The sequence below is a fragment of the Pseudofrankia asymbiotica genome (assembly GCF_001983105.1).
Lineage (GTDB): Bacteria > Actinomycetota > Actinomycetes > Frankiales > Frankiaceae > Pseudofrankia > Pseudofrankia asymbiotica.
The window spans coordinates 1-15752 of record NZ_MOMC01000029.1 but is presented as its reverse complement, the minus strand read 5'-3'; the positions used below and the strand labels follow the sequence as shown (position 1 = coordinate 15752).

The 15752-nt window shown below is 73.6% G+C and carries 11 protein-coding genes; 5 read left to right on the top strand and 6 right to left on the bottom strand.

Annotated elements, in window-relative coordinates; genetic code table 11:
• Positions 1-25 precede the first annotated feature (25 nt).
• The 3 genes from BL253_RS15550 (at position 26) to BL253_RS15540 (ending at position 3653) form a co-directional block, all read left to right on the top strand.
• A complete protein-coding gene (locus BL253_RS15550) occupies positions 26-1378 on the top strand; it encodes a sensor histidine kinase (RefSeq protein ID WP_241834826.1) in 1353 nt (450 codons plus the stop codon).
• A 37-nt stretch (positions 1379-1415) separates the two neighbouring features.
• Positions 1416-2147, top strand: coding sequence for a response regulator (locus BL253_RS15545; RefSeq protein WP_476644111.1), 732 nt, complete (start codon positions 1416-1418; stop codon positions 2145-2147).
• Positions 2148-2480: 333 nt separating this feature from the next.
• The gene (locus BL253_RS15540; protein ID WP_076817581.1) at positions 2481-3653 is read left to right on the top strand and encodes a macrolide family glycosyltransferase; all 1173 of its coding nucleotides are present in this window, start codon (positions 2481-2483) and stop codon (positions 3651-3653) included.
• 153 nt (positions 3654-3806) lie between these two features.
• On the opposite strand, the gene BL253_RS15535 is transcribed toward BL253_RS15540, so the two are convergent.
• Positions 3807-4613: an SDR family oxidoreductase gene (locus BL253_RS15535; RefSeq protein ID WP_076817580.1), complete on the bottom strand. Its 807-nt coding sequence runs from the start codon at positions 4611-4613 to the stop codon at positions 3807-3809.
• A 317-nt stretch (positions 4614-4930) separates the two neighbouring features.
• Here BL253_RS15535 and BL253_RS15530 point away from each other — a divergent pair, with 317 nt between their 5' ends.
• Positions 4931-6178 (top strand): ATP-binding protein, encoded by a 1248-nt coding sequence (locus tag BL253_RS15530; RefSeq protein ID WP_241834825.1) that lies wholly within the window; start codon positions 4931-4933, stop codon positions 6176-6178.
• A 103-nt stretch (positions 6179-6281) separates the two neighbouring features.
• Here the strand turns inward: BL253_RS15530 and BL253_RS15525 are convergent, their stop codons facing one another.
• Positions 6282-6953 carry a histidine phosphatase family protein gene (locus BL253_RS15525; protein ID WP_076817578.1) on the bottom strand — a complete coding sequence of 224 codons (672 nt, stop codon included), beginning with the start codon at positions 6951-6953 and terminating at the stop codon, positions 6282-6284.
• A gap of 206 nt (positions 6954-7159) precedes the next feature.
• Complete coding sequence (gene hemL, locus BL253_RS15520) at positions 7160-8542, bottom strand: glutamate-1-semialdehyde 2,1-aminomutase (RefSeq protein WP_076817576.1); 1383 nt, start codon at positions 8540-8542, stop codon at positions 7160-7162.
• A 379-nt stretch (positions 8543-8921) separates the two neighbouring features.
• Here hemL and BL253_RS15515 point away from each other — a divergent pair, with 379 nt between their 5' ends.
• Positions 8922-9839, top strand: a complete 918-nt coding sequence (locus BL253_RS15515) for an LLM class F420-dependent oxidoreductase (RefSeq protein WP_076817574.1) — start codon at positions 8922-8924, stop codon at positions 9837-9839.
• 236 nt (positions 9840-10075) lie between these two features.
• Here the strand turns inward: BL253_RS15515 and BL253_RS42285 are convergent, their stop codons facing one another.
• From BL253_RS42285 to BL253_RS15500, 3 genes are all read right to left on the bottom strand, one after another.
• Positions 10076-11032 (bottom strand): hypothetical protein, encoded by a 957-nt coding sequence (locus BL253_RS42285; RefSeq protein ID WP_076817572.1) that lies wholly within the window; start codon positions 11030-11032, stop codon positions 10076-10078.
• 163 nt (positions 11033-11195) lie between these two features.
• Complete coding sequence (locus BL253_RS15505; RefSeq protein WP_274535211.1) at positions 11196-13847, bottom strand: hypothetical protein; 2652 nt, start codon at positions 13845-13847, stop codon at positions 11196-11198.
• 160 nt (positions 13848-14007) lie between these two features.
• Positions 14008-15474, bottom strand: coding sequence for a glycosyltransferase (locus tag BL253_RS15500; RefSeq protein WP_241834824.1), 1467 nt, complete (start codon positions 15472-15474; stop codon positions 14008-14010).
• Positions 15475-15752: the final 278 nt, after the last annotated feature.

The window sequence follows — 15752 nt, the reverse complement described above, 5'->3', positions numbered from 1 at the left end:
GCATGAGCCGAGAACGGAGGTCACGGTGAGCTCGGACGCGGCACTGGCGACGACGAGGCCCGCGGCAACACGGCTCGCGGCAACACGGCTCTGGCGCGGCGTCGGCTCGTTCCTGCTCCCCAACCAGGCCGACCCGTCGACGCACGAGGGGCCTCCCCTGGGAGCGCGCGTCTGGCGCCGGGTGCTGGTCGGCCTGCACGCGTCCTTCGTGATCCTCGCGGCGCTCGCCGTGCTCACGATCCTGACCAACGAGCTGTCCGAGTCCTGGTGCCGGCCGGCGGCGCTGACCGCGATCGGCGCGATCGTGCTCGCCTACGCGGTAGCCGGCCGGATGGGCCTGACGGCGGCGAGGGTGTCACGCCGCGGTCGCGCGCTCATCGTCGTCTACCTGGTCGTGCTCGTCGCCGGAATCGGCGTACTGGCCAGGACTGAGCCGGACACCCTGTTCATCTTCTTCATCGTCTACGCCCAGGTGTGGTCCCTGGTCGATCGGCCCCTGCCGGGCACCTTCTGGTCGCTCATGCTGGTCACCGCCAGCATCGTCGGGATGGCGCTGCGCCCGGCGCGGGACCGGCCGGATCTCGTCAGCCTGATCGCCAACCAGGCCATCGGGGTCGCGTTCGCCCTGCTGATGGGCATCTGGGTCCACAGCCTGTTCGACCGCAGCCGCGAGCAGGCCCGCCTGATCGAGAAGCTGGAGAGCGCGCGGGCGGAGGTCGCGGCGCTGGAGCGCGAACGCGGCGCGCAGGCCGAACGGGAGCGGATGGCCCGCGACGTCCACGACACCCTCGCGCAGGGCTACACGAGCATCCTGATGCTGGYCCGCACCGCGATCGCCCAGCTCGGCGCGGACCCGGCGGCCGCGCGCGAGCGCCTCGAGCTGGTCGAGGAGGTCGCGAGCGAGAACCTGGCGCAGGCGCGGGCCCTGGTGGCGGCCCAGTCTCCGGTCGAGCTGGACGGCACCAGCCTGCGCGACGCGCTCACCCAGCTCGCCGGCCGCTTCACCCGGGAGACCGGCATCGAGGTCGACATCCGGTTGGCTCCCGAGCCCGCCGGCGACGGTACCGGCGCCGCCGGGCCGTCCGGCCTGCGCCCGGCCGAGGAGCTCATGCTGCTGCGCACCGCCCAGGAGGCCCTGACCAACGCCCGCCGGCACGCCTCACCCACCAGGGTCAGCCTCACCCTGGCCACGGCCCGCCCGGGCGAGGCGACGCTGCGGGTCGTGGACGACGGGGTCGGCTTCGCGGCGGGCACCGAGACCGGCAGCGGCCTCATCGGCCTGCGCCGCCGGGTGGAGGAGGGTGGAGGCGAGCTGCTGGTCACCTCGGCACCGGGCGCCGGCACGCAGGTGGTCGCCCGGGTCGTGCGCGCGCGATGACGCCACCGGGCCAGCCACGCAGACGAAGGCGGACATCGTGACGGCCGACGGGGAGCGAGCGACAGCCGGGGAACGAGCGACGGACAGGGAACGAGTGACAGGCGGGGAACAGGCCACGGACGGGGAACGGGCGACGATCGGGGTCCTGGTCGCCGACGACCACCCGGTGGTGCGGTCGGGGCTGGTCGGGATGCTCGCCAGCCAGCCCGGCCTGCGCGTCGTCGGCACCGCCGCCGACGGCGAGCAGGCCGTCGCCCGGACCGCCGAACTGCTGCCCGACGTCGTGCTGATGGACCTGCGGATGCCGCGGCTGGACGGCGTCGCGGCCATCGAGCGGATCGGTGTGAGCCAGCCCGGCGTCGCCGTGCTCGTGCTGACCACCTACGACAGCGACGCCGACATCGTCCGTGCCGTCGCGGCCGGCGCCGCCGGCTACCTGCTCAAGGACGCCCCGCTCGACACGCTCGCCGAGGCGATCCGCGCGGCGGCCCGCGGCGAGACCGTGCTCGCCCCGCCCGTCGCCGCCCGGCTGGCCTCCCGGCTGCGCGCGCCCGAGCCGGTCACCCTGACCCGCCGCGAGACCCAGGTGCTCGCGGCGGTCGCCCGCGGCGGCACCAACGCCGAGATCGCCCGCGAGCTGTTCATCGGCGAGGCCACCGTGAAGACCCACCTGGTGCGCGTCTTCGCCAAGCTCCAGGTCGACGACCGCACCCACGCCGTCACCGTCGCCCTCGAACGCGGCCTGCTCCCACCCATCACCCCAGGCTGACCCGAATTCGCCCCGATCTGATCCGCACGTTCCTGAGACAGGCCTCGTCGTCGCTCACGGCCGGGCGGGGCACGCACACGGGCGGAAAACCCCAGACGAGCGACAGGTCGGCCGTGGGAAGCCGTCTCCGATTTCGACCACGGTGACGCAGGCTGGCGGCGTCTAGAATTCGGGTGTGCACCTCCTTCAGATCTACGGCTGACACGGACGGGGCCGCGTCCCCGTCCCGCGCGCCTGTGGGCGTGCTCCACGGCAGACCCTGGCCGTCGCGAGCAGCGATCCACTGGTTCGCCGTGTCCTTGTTCGCCGCAGATATGAATCGAGTGAACTCCTATGTCTCGTCGGCGTTCCCACGTCGCGATGGTCGGCGTTCCCGCCGTCAGCCACGTCCTTCCCAGCCTTGAGATCATCCGCGAGCTGGTCGCCCGCGGCCATCGGGTGACCTACGCGAACGACCCGGCCATGGCCGACCTGATCACGGCCACCGGAGCCGAGCTTGTCCCGTTCTCATCGGGGCTGCCCGTCGCCGACAACGACTGGCCGGACGACCCCATCGCCGCGATGGGTGTCTTCCTCGACGACGCCATCGCGGTGCTCCCGCGGCTGCGCGCCGCCTACGGCCACGACCCCGCCGATCTCTACCTGTACGACATCGGTGGCTACGCCGCACGTGCGCTCGGCGAGGCCCAGGGCCGGCCCGTCCTGCAACTGTCGCCGACGTTCGTGGCCTGGGACGGCTATGAAAGGGAGACGGCGGATCTCTGGAGCCTGCCCGGCGCCGACGCGTTTCGGGCCAGGTTCGCCACGTGGCTCGCGACCTGCGGGGCGACCACGACGGACGTCGACACGTTCTCCGGACGTCCCCCGCGCGCGCTGGCGCTCATCCCCAGGGCGATGCAGCCCCACGCGGACCGGGTCGACACCGACACCGTGACGTTCATCGGCCCCTGCTTCGGCACCCGGGCGGACCAGGACGGATGGGTACGCCCCGATGACGCCGAGAACCTGCTGCTCATCTCCCTGGGCTCGGCCTACACCCGCCAGCCGGAGTTCTACCGTCGCTGTCTCGCCGCCTACGGCGACCTGCCCGGCTGGCACGTCGTCCTCCAGATCGGGAAGTACACCGACCCCAGCGAACTCGGCGCCATCCCGGCCAACATCGAGGTGCATTCCTGGGTGCCRCAGCTCGCGATCCTGGAGCATGCCGACGCGTTCGTCACCCATGCCGGGATGGGCGGCAGCAGCGAGGGGCTCTACACCGGTACCCCTATGATCGCCGTCCCACAGGCCGTCGACCAGTTCGCCAACGCCGACCGTCTCGTGGAGCTCGGGGTGGCGCGCCGGCTGGACACGGCGGACGCCACCCCCGACGCCCTGCGCGACGCTCTGACCAGCCTCGTCGCCGACGCGGAGGTCGCCCGCCGCGCCGCACTGCTTCGCGCCGAGACCCGGGCCGAGGGCGGCACGATCCGAGCCGCCGACCTCATCGAGGACATGCTGCCCTGACCGCGGACAGCTGACTGCCGACCTCTGACTACGGACGGCTGCCCTCTGCCATCAGACCTCGGACCTCGGACCTCAGGCCGCCGGCCTTGAACGTTGGACGTGCCCTCGCCACCCCGGCGACACCGCCGCCCCGTCCGTCTCTCCCGGCCAGGCTCAGCCGGCGGCCGTGGGTGGCGGGGTCGGGGCGAGCCGGGGGCCCAGGAGGCTCCCGCCGTCTACTACCAGAACCTCGCCGGTGATCCAGGAGGCCGCGTCGCTGACCAGGAACAGGGCGGCCGACGCGACGTCGGGAGGCTGGCCGATACGGCCCAGCGCCCAGCCGTAGTCGGCCTCAGGGCCGGCCCCCGTCCACAGATAGCGGGCGAAGTCGGTCTGGACCAGGCCTGGCGCGATCGCGTTGACGCGCACGCCGGGTCCCAGCTCGGTCGCCAGATGGCGCGTCTGGTAGATCAGCGCCGCCTTCGTCATGTCGTAGGCGCCGAGCGGCCCGCCGTGCTTCAGCCCTCCGATGGAGGCGATGTTCAGCACCGTACCGCCGTGCTCGCGCAGCCGCGCCCGCCAGGCCGCCTGCGTCCAGACCAGCGGGCCGCGCACGTTGACCTCGATGGTCTTGTCCAGCCTCGGCAGGTCGATGTCGATCAGCGGGCCGGCGTACGGGTTGGTCGCGGCGTTGTTGACCAGGATGTCGAGCCCGCCGAACCGCTCGACCGTCGCGGCCACCGCGGCCTCGGCCCCCTCCGGGCTACCAGCGTGGGCCGCGAACACCGCCACCTCGCCGGCCCCGTCGACGTCCGCGAGGCCGCCGGAGATCTCCGCGGCCGCTTCCGCCAGCACGGGCGGCTTGCGGGCGGTCAGCATCACCCGCGCACCGTTCTGGGCGAGCGCCCGCGCGATGGCGAGCCCGATCCCCCGCGACGCCCCGGTGACCAGCGCCACGCGCCCGTCCAGCTCCACCCGCATGCTTCCTCCTCGTTCAAGGCAGGACGGCTCCCTGTCCAGAGCCAAGAGAGGAATCATCGGACCGCCGAGCGTCCGGACGCCAAGATCGGCACGGGACGCCACCCGAACGCAGCGCCCCGTGGTCGAGCCCTCGACGCGACACCAACAAGATCATCGGTTGTGCCCTCTGGTGGTCACGATCTGGGGCAACCGCCCTTGGATTCGCGTGCAGCAGGCAGGGACTGGCAGATGYAGCAGAATGGTAGTCTGGACTGTGGCTGACTGGCATCCATAGATGCGTGAGCGTGGTAGTCCGGTTGCCGCATGGAGAATCCGAGGTGGTTGTGGACAGGTCCTATCTGCCTCGGCTGGTGGATGCTCGGATCAGCGAGATGCTCTCCGAGCTGCCGGCCGTGCTGATCGTCGGGCCGCGGGCGACAGGCAAGACCACCACGGCGGCGCGGCATGCGCGGACCGTGATCCGCCTCGACGAACCCGCCGAGGCGGTCGCCTTCGCGGCGGATCCCGACGCGGCGCTGCGCCAGTTCCCCGAGCCTGTGCTGCTCGACGAGTGGCAGGCCGTTCCGGGTGTGCTGGGCGCGATCAAACGAACCGTGGACGTCAGCCCCACGCCCGGCCGGTTCCTGGTCGCCGGCTCCGTGCGCGCCGACCTGCAGGCCGAGAGCTGGCCCGGCACCGGCCGTCTGGTCCGGATCGCGATGACCGGCCTGTCCATGCGCGAAATCGACGGCCAGATCGACGGGCCGACGTTTGTCGACCGGATCGCCGAGAGCGGTCTGGATGCGCTGCCTACGCCGACTGACCCGCCGGACCTGCCCGGTTACCTCGAACTGGCATTGCGCAGCGGCTTCCCCGAGCCCGCGCTGCGCCTCTCACCCACTCGCCGCGAGGAGTGGCTCGAAAGCTACCTCGACCAGCTTCTCACCCGCGACGTCGAACTCCTCGGCGAGTCCCGCGACCCTAACCGCCTACGCCGATTCTTCGAGGCTCTGGCACTGAACTCCGCTGGCATCGTCACCAACAAGACCGTGTTTGAAGCAGCCAGAATCAATGCCAAGACCGCCGACGCCTACGAAAGCCTGTTCAAGAACCTGCTCGTCGTCGACAGTCTGCCCTCCTGGTGGACCAACCGCCTCAAGCGACTGGTCCAGGTCCCCAAGCGGTACGTCACCGACCCCGGCCTCATCGGCGCCGCGCTGCGCGTCGACGTCCGCGCCGTCCTGCGCGACGGCGACCTTCTCGGCCGCATCCTCGACACCTTCGTCGTCGCCCAGTTGCGCACCGACATCCCGGTCAGCGTCAGCCGCCCACGCCTTTACCACCTCCGTCAGGAAGGCGGCCGCCACGAGATCGACATCCTCATCGAACTCGGCGGCGGACGCGTCATCGCCCTCGAGGTCAAAGCCGACGCCGCACCCAACCGCGACGCCGGCCGCCACCTCGCCTGGCTCCGCGACGAACTCGACGACCGGTTCGTCGCCGGTCTCGTCCTCCACACCGGCAAACGCACCTACCCCCTCGGCACCAACATCACCGCCGCCCCGATCGCCACCCTGTGGAGCTGACCCGGCCCAGCGGCAAGATCACAGAAATCCGCCTGGTGCCGCCGCACTCCGTGACTGTTCGACGGCCGGACCGTCGGTCGTCGGTCGTCGGTGGTCGGAAGCGTCAGGCGCCGACGGAGCCGGCGCCGGTCGAGGTGGGGCCGTTGGGTTCTGCGTAGTCGACGCGCAGCAGGGCGCCGTCGGCGGCGTAGACGGCGGAGGTGACGCTGGCCAGGGCGCACTGGCGGCGGTCGGGGCGGTGGAAGAGGCGCAGGCCCTCGAGTGCCCGACGGGCGGTCCAGACGGGCAGCTGGTGGCTGACCAGTACGACGTGCCGGCCGGGGAAGGTGTCGCGCCACTCGGCGGCGGCGCGCAGCATCCGCTCGGCGATCTCGGTGTAGGGCTCGCCCCAGGATGGGCGCAGCGGGTTGCGCAGCACCGACCACATCTTCGGGTCCCGCAGCAGGCGGGGGCTCGCCTCGAACGCCCTGCCCTCGAAGAAGTTGCGGCTCTCGATCAGCCGGTGGTCGGTGATCACGGCCAGCCGGTGGGCGGCGGCGATCGGCGCGGCGGTCTGCTGGGCACGCAACAGCGGGCTCGCGATGACGGCCGCGACGTCGAAGCCGGCGAGGAACTCCGCGGTGACCTTCGCCTGCTGCTCCCCCGTCTCGGAGAGCCGGTAGTTCGGCAGCCGGCCGTAGAGGATCTTCTCGGGGTTGAAGACCTCGCCGTGACGCACCAGGTGGACGGTCGTCGTCCCCGGCTCACCGGCCGCCCTGGGCGACGCGTCGGCCACGGCAACAGCGTCGCCAAGGCCAGCACCAGCACCAACACCACCGACACCGACACCGGCACCGGCACCGACACCGACACCGRCACCGGCACCGGCACCGGCACCGGCACCGGTGACAGAACCAGCAACGGCACCAGTACCGGCGCTCTCGCCGCCCTGCCGGGCCGTGCTCTCGGTCTCGGCATCCGGCGTCCGCTCCACCGCCTCGCTCACGGCGCCCCCGCCTCGCTCGCGCCGGCGGCGACCGGCGGGTCGGCGACCGCCGCGGCGGCGCGGGCGGCGGCCGGGGCCGCGTCGGCGAGGCGGTTGACGGCCTCGTCGTCATGCGCGGCGGAGACGAACCAGGCCTCGAAGGCGGACGGAGGCAGGTAGATGCCGGCGTCGAGCATGCTGTGGAAGAAGGCGGCGTAACGGGCGGTGTGCTGGGCGGCGGCGCCCGCGTAGTCGATGACGGCGGCCGCGTCGGTGAAGAAGAAGCTGAACAGGTTGCCGGCGCTGGCGGGCAGGTGCGCGACGCCGGCCTCGGTCAGGGCGGTGGAGATGATGCCGGCGACGTCGGCGGCGCGGGCGTCGACGGTGGCGTAGACCTCGTCCGTGCAGGAGCGCAACGTGGCCAGCCCCGCGGCGACGGCCAGCGGGTTGCCGGACAGGGTGCCGGCCTGGTAGACGGGGCCGGCCGGCGCCAGCCGGGCCATCACCTCGGCGCGGCCGCCGAAGGCGGCGGCGGGCAGCCCGCCGCCCATGACCTTGCCGAAGGTGAACAGGTCGGGGGCCCAGCCCTCGGTGGCGCCTTCCAGGCCCCACCAGCCGGCGCGGGAGACCCGGAAGCCGGTCATGACCTCGTCGAAGATGAACAGTGCCCCGTACTGGTCGCACAGCCGGCGAAGGCCGGCGTTGAAGCCGGGCAGGGGCGGGACGACGCCCATGTTCGCCGCCACGGCCTCGGTGATGACCGCCGCGATCGCGTCGCCGTGCTCGGAGAAGGCGGCCTCGACCAGGGCCAGGTCGTTGTAGGGCAGGACGATGGTGTCGGCGGTGGCCGCGCCGGTCACCCCGGGGGTGTCGGGCAGCCCGAGGGTGGCGATGCCCGAGCCCGCGGCGGCCAGCAGGGAGTCGACGTGGCCGTGGTAGCAGCCGGCGAACTTCACGATCTTCGGCCGGCCGGTGAACCCGCGGGCCAGCCGGATCGCGCTCATCGTCGCCTCGGTGCCGGAGTTGACGAGGCGGACCTGTGCCAACGGCGCCACCCGGTCGACGAGCGTCTCGGCGAGCTCGACCTCACCCGGGGTCGGGGTGCCGAAGCTGGTGCCGCCGGCGGCGGCCCGGTGCAGCGCGTCGACGACGTCCGGATGCGCGTGGCCGAGGATCATCGGCCCCCAGGAGCAGACCAGGTCGACGTAGCGCCGGCCGTCCGCGTCCGTCAGGTAGGCGCCCTTGCCGGACACCATGAACCGCGGCACGCCCCCGACCGCCCGGAACGCTCGGACCGGGGAGTTGACGCCACCTGGGATGACCCGCCCGGCGCGGGCGAACAGATGCTCGGAAGCCGGTGCCGCGGACGGGTTCACCGTGCCGGCCGCTGGAACGTGCATGCCCCGATCCTCGCAGGTCCGTCGGGCACGGCTCACGACCTGCTCGCCTTTGAGTCCTTTCCCTCGACGATCGGCTCCCTCGACGATCGACTCGGTGGTTGGCCGCCGCGTCGACGTTCGCGCCCCGGGGCTCAGGAGGCCAGGGCGGCCGTGACCCGGCCGACAAGGCGCGATTCCTGATCGCGCTGGCGGAAGGCTCATCCCCGAGCCCTCGGGACGTGAGACAGCTCACAGTTGGCCGGTGCGGCCGGGCCTGGGCACCGTGGCGGCGCGCGGACCGGTCCGCGATAGTGGCAGGCGCCGCTCACCGCGCCACAACACCGCTCGCGTCCCGGCGTAGCTTGCTCGCGCCTGCGCGGGCCGGACGATCGGAGTCGCCATGCGCATCGGGACCCTGCTATCGAGCCCGGAGGGGTCGGACGCGTTCGCGAAGCTGCGCGACGCGCTGGCCCGCGCCGCCGACGACGGGCTCGCGTCGGCCTGGATGTCGAACATCTTCGGCCTGGACGCGCTGACGGCGCTGGCCGTCGTCGGCAGCCAGGTGCCCGGGATCGAGGTGGGCACGGCGGTGGTGCCGACGTACCCGCGGCATCCGGTCGCGCTCGCGCAGCAGGCGTTGACGACGGCGCTGGCGGCCGGCGGCCGGCTCACCCTCGGCATCGGCCTGTCACACAAGGTCGTGATCGAGGACATGCTGGGCTACAGCTTCGAGCGACCGGCGCGCCACATGTCGGAGTACCTGTCGGTGCTCGTGCCGCTGCTCGAGGGCAAGCCCGTGGACGTGAAGGGCGAGACGCTGCGGGCCGCGGCTGGGCTCTCGACGCCCCGGCTCGGGCGGGTGCCCGTGCTGGTCGCGGCCCTCGGGCCGGCGATGCTGCGGCTGGCGGGCGCGCACGCCGACGGCACCGTGCTGTGGATGACGGGGCCCGCGACCATACGTGATCACATCGTGCCGACGATCGGGACGGCGGCCGCGGCGGCCGGCCGGCCCGAGCCCCGGGTGGTCGCCTCCCTGCCGGTCTGCGTCACCGACGACCCGGCCACCGCCCACGCCCAGGCCGGCAAGATCTTCGCGATCTACGGCAATCTGCCGTCCTACCGGGCGATGCTCGACAGGGAGGGCGCCGCCGGGCCCGCGGACGTCGCGATCATCGGCGACGAGGACACCGTCTCGGCACGGATCGCCGATCTCGCGGCCGCCGGTACGACCGACTTCGTGGCCAACGTTTTCGCCGCTCCCGACACCGCCGAGGAGCGGCGCACCCGCACCCTGCTGAGCGCCCTCGCCCAGGGCTAGCGCTTCGCGCCAGCCCGCTGATACGCCGTCACGAGACGAGCCAGGGCACTAGATCAGTCGAAGGCGACGGGTGTCCCCTCGTCCGGCGACGTTCGCCCCGCGCACGCATGAGGCCCTACGCCCACCTGTCCGGCGTCGCGGGAAATCGCGTCAGACATCAGGGGCACGACCAGCATCGTTACGTGGCCCTGATGTCTGACAGGACGCCTGAGATCTTCGGCGTCCGGCGACAGGCGTCAGGAGCTGGCGTCGTGGAAGGACGAGAAGTCGCCGTCGCCGCCGAACCCGCCGTCGGTGTGGCTCGCCTCGTGCGCCCAGGCATCCTCGTGGCCGGTGTGGACGTGATCGGCGGCGTTGTAGGTGTCGTAGCCAGAACCGTCGTAACCGGAGCCGGAGCCGTCCGGGCCCTCGGTGCCATCCGTGTGGGGGCTTTCGGTGCCATCCGCGTGGAGGTGCCCCGGGTCGGTGTGGCTCGTCGCCGGGCCGGGCCCGGCCTTGTCCTGGCTGTCGTGGTCCGCGTCGGCCGCGGTCGTCTCGGTGAAGAGCTGATGGGCCTGCGAGCCGGCCGTTCTCCCGAGGATGTCGGTCTCGTGGCCGGCCGCCGTGGCCCCGGCGTGACCGCCGGCGGCCAGCCGGTGACTGGACTCCGCGTCCCAGCCGTCGTCCCAGCCGTCTCCCCAGCCAGCGCCCCAGGCGTCGGCATGCCCGTGAGCGTTCGCTTCCTGGGCGTTCGCTCCGTGAGCATCCGCGCCGTGAGTGTCCGCGCCGTGAGCATCCGCGCCGTCGACGCCCTGGGACCCGGTGTCGCCCGCCTCATGGGCCGCCGCGTTCTCCGGGCCGGCGTGCGCCTTGGCCATGGCGTCCGCGTGGCCGTCCGGGTGGGCGTCCGCGTGGCCGTCCGGGTGGCCGTCCGGGTGGCCGTCCGGGTGGCCGTCCGGGTGGGGATCGGCGTGCGCGTCGTGATGGGCGCCCGCGCCCGCGTCGCCGTCGAAGAACGCGTCGACGGCGGCCGCCGCGGCGAGGCCGGCGACGACCCCGCCCGCCGCCAGGGCCGCGACCACCCCGCCGGCGAGGAGCCCTCCGCCGCCGGTGGCGGCCCCCCGGGGCGTTCGCCAGGTCGTGTCGTCGGGCCGGCCGGTGTAGAGGCCCGTATAGACCCGGGCCTGGTCGAACTGGCTCGTGAAGATGGACATCACGGCTCCCTCGCGGCTGAGCAGGAGGCCAAAGGGTGCGCGAATATGCTCTTCCTTCGCGGACCCGGTGGCCGTAGTACCGATGAGCACAGGGCCGAAGGGTGCGCGAACATGCTCTTCCTTCGCATACCCGACGGCCATTGTTCCGGAGTCACTGTGGGAATCAGAAGTCGACGAACCGGGGGGTGCTGACCGAGTCGCGCGCGGCACGAAGATGGTGCGCGATCTCGCCACGGGTGAGCCGGATGCCAGTGCCCGCCGGATAGCGACGCAGCACGTCGAGACGGGCGAGCCGGCGGGCGACCCCACCCATCGCGGCCCCACGCGTCGCCGGTGCCGCGTGCCGCAGCTCATCGGCGAGCCGACGGGCGGTCTCCCAGCGCAAGGCGAACAGGTTCTCGGTCAGCACATAGCCGAGCACCGGGACCGTGGTGGCGACCAGCGTGTTCCACCGGTCGAGGGCGCTCGCCCAGCCGCTCACCGCCTGCGCGCTCATCTGAGCCGACCGCTGCGCCCGCTGGTTGTACTGGTTGAACGCCTGGGTGGCGCCCGAAACCAGGAACACCGGGTTCAGCAGTGCCGCTCCAAGCGCGACCGCGGCGCCCGCGTAGTTGGCCTTCGGCAGCGCGGACGGGTCGAGGTCCATCAGGCGCTGCACCTGCGCCGACAGCGCCCCGGTCTCGGCCGCCGCGCGCTGCGCGGGGGCGAGCGCCGCCCGCAGCCGGGTCTCCTGGGCCTTCAGCCACTCCGGCTCCGCCCGTCCGCCGGTGGCCGGCGCCAGCAGCAGCGCGTCACGGTGACGGATGAAGGCGGGCAGAACCGAGCCGACCTGGTCGAGGTGGCGCCGCAGCTCGTCGAGGCCCTCCGACAGCGCCGCGGCGGTGCGCAGCTGGCCCTCGTCGTCCGCCGGCAGCGCCACCGGGGCGGCCAGGTCACCCGCGGCCGCGTCGCCGAGCAGGGCGGCGTGCAGCTCGTAGAACGGACCGAAGATCGTGTAGAGGAAGTAGTCGTCCTCGAGGCCCGCCGCCGCCCGCAGCATGTCGGGAAGGTGGCGCGGGTCCTCGGTGGCGTAGTTGCCGGCGACGATGTCCGTGTGCAGCGCGCGGACCAGCTCCAGCTGGCCGACGACCGTGACGTCCGCGCTCGCGGCCGCCACCCGCAGGCTGGCGCGCGCCGCGTCGGCGGTGCCCTCGACGGACTGGATCTCCGAGAACGGCACCCGGAGGTCGGCACCAGGGCCCTTCACCCGCAACGCGCCGGCCGCGACCGCGCAGGCCACCGGCCCGCCGTCCGCCAGCTCGGCCGGGTAGGGGCCGGCCGCCAGCGTCCGCTCGGCCGCCGCCCGCACCCCGGGGTGGGCCCCCACCCGCTGGCCGAAGGCCTCCGAGTCGCTTTCCACGACCACCGGGCCGTGCTCCGGGTCGAAGATGACGAACCGCTGCGCCGACCCGGCCACCCGCAGCCGGGAGTCGGTCAGCTCGAAGCGGGTCAGCGCCGTGGCGCTCTCCCGCGGCTGCAGCTCCAGCACGGTGTCACCGAGCACGCAGTCCGCCCGGCCCCGTGCCGCGTCGCCGCCCAGCCCACTCGCCCACACCGGCGCGGAGGTTCCGATGGCCGCGGGCTCGGCCTCGCGCCGCTCGGCGCGCGCGGCGGTCAGGAAGGCGGCGAGCACCTCCGGGGTGGCCAGGTGCAGCGTCACGCCGTCGAGGAACCGGCCGGCGAGCACGGCACCGCCCCGCACCGCCGCGCTCGTGGGACCGGCCTGCTCGACGGCGACCCGGTTCAGCGGCCAATCGATCATCGACTGGCCGCGGGAGCGCAGCTCGAGCCGGCCGCCCTTCACGACGACGTAGGCGGTGAGCTCCCCGTCGGGAGCGGCGGGGGCACCCGCCTGCCCCTCGCTCGCGGACGTGCCGCGGGCGGCGGCCGCGACCTTGGCGGCGGCGCCCCTGACGGTCGCGGCGGAGAGCCCGCCGGCGGTCGCCTCGACGGGAGGTGGCGTCACGGCGACCGGGGGCGCGGCGGCCTTGAGGGTGGCGTCAGCGCCCGGGTCCCGCTCGTAGTGCGGCGTGACGGACATGGCGCAGGGGCTGACGAACGCCGTCGACCACACGTCCGGCTGCAGGCGGCCGAACAGGCCGGTGAGCGCGGCGCGCAGCTCCGGCGGCAGCGGGGTGACGGTCGCGGCCTGGTAGGTCCGCCCGTCGGGGAACGCGATGTCGACGGCGAGTCGCGTGCTGCCCTCGTGAAGCTCGACCGTCGCGACGGGGTCGAAGGCGGGTTCCAGCGTGCTCAGGACCGCGGCGCCGAACCCGCCGGTGTCGTGCACGTACACCGCCGGCAGGTCGGTGAGCAGCAGCTGGCGGCTGCCGATCATCGAGAAGCCACTGGTCCGCCCCTCCCGCAGCGGGCACCACGCGCTGTCGAACACGACCCGGCCCCGCACCTGCGCCCAGTGCGCGGGCACCGGTGCGGCGGCGCCCCCGCCGCCCCACGGCGCGGCGCCCGGGGGCGGCGGAGGGGGCGGAGGGGGCGGCGCTGGCGGGGGCGGCGGGCCGGCGATCGTGGGCGCGCTGGCGTGCCAGGGAGCGATCGGGGGGCCCGCGACCTGCCCTGGCGCGGGAGCGGGAGCGGCCACGCCGACGACCGGTGGATGGATGGGCGGCGGCTGCGGGGGATGGATGGGCGGCGGCGGGTGGATGGGCTGCGGCGGGGCGCCCTCGACCGGCCTGTCGGCCGGGCCGGGGGTGGTCGGTGGCCAGTTCCAGCCCGCCGGCTGGCCGGCCTGCTGGGAATCGCCGGGATCGCCGTTCACGTGGTTTCGCCGCCCCCATCCGGATAGGACGTGACCGGCCGCGCGCCCGGCGCGCGTGAGGTTTCCGATCGGATAACGGTGGCGGGGCGCGCCCGGTCGCGGCCTTTCCTGGAAAGTACCGGCTTATCGGATCCTTTGCGCAAGCTGGCGGGCGCCGCCGCTATCGAGGGTCGTGGCCGGTGGCCGACGAGGTGGGTTCCGGGCCCTCGTCGACAGGGTTGCGCTGGCCGACCACGGCGCCACGGACCTGGCCCGGAGCGCTGATCCGATCACGGATGGGCGGCTGCTCGGGGAGCAGAAGCCGGCGCAGCGCGTCGATCTGGTCCACAGCGGGCTCGATGGCACGGGCGGGCCCCGCGTCCGCGGTGGTGGCCGGGACGCCGTAGGTACGGCCCTTCCAGGCGGCGCCGCGGCCGGCGCGGTGGCGGCGGGCCGAGTCGAGAGTCATCGCCAGGTAGAACATCGCCGTCAGCGGAAGCAGCAGCGCCGCGGGCGGCGGCTGGCGGTAGTAGCGGATCATCGGCAGGTAGGTGCCGGCAAGCACCAGCCAGCCGGCCGCTCCAAGCGCCGCCAGCACCGGATCACCGGCCGCGAGCCCGGTCACCGCCGCCGCCACCGGCACGGCGAACAGCAGCAGCATGCCGACCGTGGTCGCGGCGAGCAGCGCGATCGAGTGGCGCAGCTGGGTGTAGGCGGTGCGGGCGATCATGTTCCACAGGTCGGCGAGCGCCGGGTAGGGCCGCACGCTGTCGACCCGGTCGGCGAGGCCGAGCCACGTCCGCCCGCCGGCCTTCTTGACCAGCCGGGCGATCGCCACATCGTCGATGACCGCGCCGCGCACCGCCGCGAGCCCGCCCGCCTCGACCAGCACCCCGCGGCGGACGAGCGAACAGCCGCCCGCGGCCGCCGCGATCGCCGACCGCGGCCGGTTCGACCAGCGGAACGGGTAGAGCATCGCGAAAAAGTACACGAAGGCCGGGACGACGAGCCGCTCCCAGCGGGTGGCGACGTTCAGCCGGGCCATCTGGGAGACCATGTCCAGCCGGTGCGTCGTCGCCGCCTCGACGAGCGCGCGCAGCGAGCCCGGCCGGTGCGCGATGTCGGCGTCGGTGAGCAGCACGAACTCGGCCTCACCCGCGAACTCCACGCCGTGCTGGAGCGCCCACAGCTTGCCGGTCCAGCCAGGCGGCGGTGGGGTGGACGCGAGCACGGTCAGCCCGACGCCGCCGAGCGCGGCGGGGTCGCCGGCGTCGCGCGCCTCGGCCCGGCGGGCGAGCTCCCGCGCGCCGAGGTCGCGGGCGACCTCGGCGGTGCTGTCGGTGCTCGCGTCGTCGACGAGAACCAGCGTCACCGGGCCCGGGTAGTCCTGGGCGAGCAGGGTCGGCAGCGTCAGCGGCAGCACCGCCGCCTCGTCCCTGGCGGGCACGATGATCGCGACCGCGGGCCACTTGGCCGGCGTGCGCCGGGACGGCAATCGTTGGTCGGTCCGCCAGTACCCGCCCCAGCAGGTCGCCAGCGAGACCCAGGAGGCCAGCGCGACGATCGCCACGCCCGTCAGCACCGTCAGCACCGTCTGCCCCGTCACCCTCCGTAGCGTGCCACGCTCGCGCAGTCGCCGCTCGTACACGACGGCGCCCCCGCACGCCCTGGCTGGTAGCGGTCCCTACCTACCCGAGCATGCGCGACCGAGAGGTACCAGACGGCTCGCGTACGCGGCCGAGTCCGTCAGAGCGAACGGCCGAGCTGGCGCGGAGGCGCGCCTCGCGGAGGCCCAGCCCACGAGCGAAGCGACGTGCCACCTATGTGAGTGGTGCGGTTTTGGGTTGGTGACGTTCAGCGCGACGCAACCGTGCTGGGCGCGGAGGCGCGCCTCGCGGAGGCCCAGCCCACGAGCGAAGCGACGTG

Coding starts and splice junctions, on each gene's coding strand:
- BL253_RS15535 (WP_076817580.1), bottom strand. CDS start 4,613: ATGCGGGTGGAGCTGGACGGGCGCGTGGCGCTGGTCACCGGGGCGTCG.
- BL253_RS42285 (WP_076817572.1), bottom strand. CDS start 11,032: ATGTCCATCTTCACGAGCCAGTTCGACCAGGCCCGGGTCTATACGGGC.
- hemL (WP_076817576.1), bottom strand. CDS start 8,542: ATGCACGTTCCAGCGGCCGGCACGGTGAACCCGTCCGCGGCACCGGCT.
- BL253_RS15515 (WP_076817574.1), top strand. CDS start 8,922: ATGCGCATCGGGACCCTGCTATCGAGCCCGGAGGGGTCGGACGCGTTC.